Origin of the sequence: Vibrio sp. 10N.222.49.C12 (genome assembly GCF_041475025.1) — a bacterium.
Lineage (GTDB): Bacteria > Pseudomonadota > Gammaproteobacteria > Enterobacterales > Vibrionaceae > Vibrio > Vibrio crassostreae_C.
In genome coordinates this window covers 1-2,046 of record NZ_JBFRVF010000147.1, presented here as the reverse complement: position 1 = coordinate 2,046, position 2,046 = coordinate 1, and the positions used below count along the sequence as shown (strand labels likewise).

Below are 2,046 nucleotides of genomic sequence, written 5' to 3'. Positions count from 1 at the left end.
TACCCTGCCAGATAGGGAAAGAGTTCGATTCTCAATCTTTAGTTGATGAAGCAATTAACAGCGTATACCTGACTCGTGAACGCTTAAGTGCTGCTGAAGCATATCGATACTATAAGAGTCGAGTGATTCAAATAAATCGTGGGATTGTCGAGGGGAAAATAAAACCAATTTCCGAACGTTCTTTTTACAATCGAATACACGACTTACCTCCTTATGAGGTAGCGATTGCAAGGTTTGGTAAACGATACGCAGACCGAGAATTTCGCTCGGTTGGTCAGCAAGTAGTTTCGACCAAACCAATGGAGTATGTCGAAATTGACCATACACCAGTCCCAGTAATTTTGATTGATGACGAGCTAGATATTCCTTTGGGTCGACCCTACCTGACGATGCTATATGACCGCTTCAGTAAATGTATCGTTGGGTGCAGTATCAACTTTAGAGAGCCTAGTTTTGACTCTGTCAGAAAGGCGCTATTGAACTCGCTACTAGATAAGAGTTGGGTAAAGCAAAGGTATCCATCCATTGATAATGAATGGCCTTGTCACGGCAAAATTGACTGTTTAGTTGTCGATAATGGTGCTGAATTTTGGAGTCAAAGCTTGGAAGATTCGTTACGGCCTCTAGTGTCTGACATCCAATACAGTCAAGCAGCTAAACCTTGGCGAAAGTCAGGGATCGAAAAGCTGTTTGATCAGATGAATAAAGGGTTAGTTAATTCACTACCTGGAAAAACATTCACCAACCCTACTCAACTACAAGATTACAACCCAAAGAAGGATGCGGTGGTTAGAGTTTCTGTATTTCTTGAATTACTTCATAAATGGATTGTCGATTATTACCACATGGCACCAGATTCAAGAGAACGTGATATTCCATACCACAAGTGGAACCAATCGGAATGGACTCCCTCCTACTACGTTGGTGCTGAGAAGGAGCAGTTGAGAGTTGAGCTAGGTTTGCTTAGACACAGAACTATTGGAGTGGCAGGGATCAGGCTTCATAACCTACGCTATCAGTCCTCAGAACTTATTGAATACCGTAAATACTGGGCGTCCAATAATGGCAAAAAGCTGTTTGTTAAGACCAAAACAGACCCTTCAGATATCAGCTACATCCATGTTTACCTAGAATCGGAAAAGAGGTACATAAAAGTTCCAGCGGTAGACAACAACGGATATACAAAAGGACTGTCCCTTTTTGAACATGAGCGCATACATAAAGTACGCAGGCTTAACACTAAGCAGCTTGCTGATGATGAGGCGCTTGCGGATACATTTCTGTATATGAAGAAACGTATTCAGGAAGAAACCGATAGATTCCGCGGTGCAAAAAGCAATAAGGCTAGCTTGCCTAAAACGGGCAATACTTCGAAATTAGCAAAGTTTAATGATGTGGGCTCAGAAGGGCCAAGCTCAATCAATGCGACTCCAGTAAAACAAGAAACCACGGTAGTGTTCGATGTCTCAGAGCAATTATCTGATGATGATTTTGAAGATATTGAGGGGTATTAATTTGAACTTAACGTCTAGTCAGTTTGAGCAGCTAAAGTCCTTTGAAACCAGCTTTATCGAGTACCCTGCAATAACTGAAATCTACTCCATTTTCGATCAACTTCGTTTTAATCACTCCCTTGGCGGTGAACCGGAGTCTTTCTTGTTAACTGGTGAGGCCGGAAGTGGAAAGACGGCTTTGATTAACAATTATCTATCACGCTTTCTGCCGAGTTCAACTTGGAGCAAACAACCGGTTCTTAGCACCAGAGTGCCAAGCCGCATAAATGAACAGAACACGCTTACGCAGTTTCTAGTCGATTTAGATGGAAAGTCAGGCGGAAGAGGTACCCGACGACGTAATGAAATTGCTCTTGGTGAGGCAGTTGTAAAGCAACTTAAACGTAAATCTGTTGAGCTGATTATCGTCAATGAAATTCAAGAGCTTGTGGAGTTTTCTACAGCAGAAGAAAGGCAAGCTATTGCTAATACGTTCAAATATATAAGTGAAGAAGCAAAAGTCTCGTTTGTGCGTAAGCGTGCCATGAACACC

At 42.1% G+C, this 2,046-nt stretch carries 2 protein-coding genes; both read left to right on the top strand.

The window, feature by feature from the left end; translation table 11 throughout:
• Positions 1–1,514, top strand: a 1,514-nt coding sequence (locus AB4583_RS21425; protein WP_372119296.1) for a Mu transposase C-terminal domain-containing protein, incomplete at its 5' end; no start/stop codon positions are given.
• The coding region (locus AB4583_RS21420) for a TniB family NTP-binding protein (protein ID WP_372119300.1) at positions 1,483–2,046 on the top strand (564 nt) is incomplete at its 3' end. The genes AB4583_RS21425 and AB4583_RS21420, both read left to right, overlap by 32 nt.